Below are 310 nucleotides of genomic sequence, written 5' to 3' on the forward strand. Positions count from 1 at the left end.
ACCATCCGCGCCCGCCACGCCCTGCTCACCCTGCAAGGAATCGATAAAGTCCTGTTCCGTTCCGGTATTGCCTTCTGCCAACCACACTTCGTATGCGGAGATGCCATCGGCACCCCTGAGGTCGGAGGTGGTGAAGGTGCTGCCGTCGGTATAGGTAATTGTGAAGGTGCCGTCACCGTTATCCACGGTGGACTGCACGCCAACGCCATCGGTCCCGTCCTGCCCGTCGGCACCCGCAGGGCCCGTCAGGTCAGAGGAGGTAAAGGTGCTGCCATCGGTGTAGGTGATCGTGAACGTGCCGTCACCGTTA

General features: G+C 61.3%; 1 protein-coding gene. It reads right to left on the reverse strand.

Going from position 1 to position 310, the window contains the following annotated elements; translation table 11 throughout:
- Positions 1-310 (reverse strand): hypothetical protein (locus tag NF543_RS25375; protein WP_257671005.1); only part of this gene is annotated, 310 nt, incomplete at both ends.

The organism is Parapedobacter tibetensis, assembly GCF_024704835.1.
GTDB classification, from domain to species: Bacteria; Bacteroidota; Bacteroidia; order Sphingobacteriales; family Sphingobacteriaceae; genus Parapedobacter; species Parapedobacter tibetensis.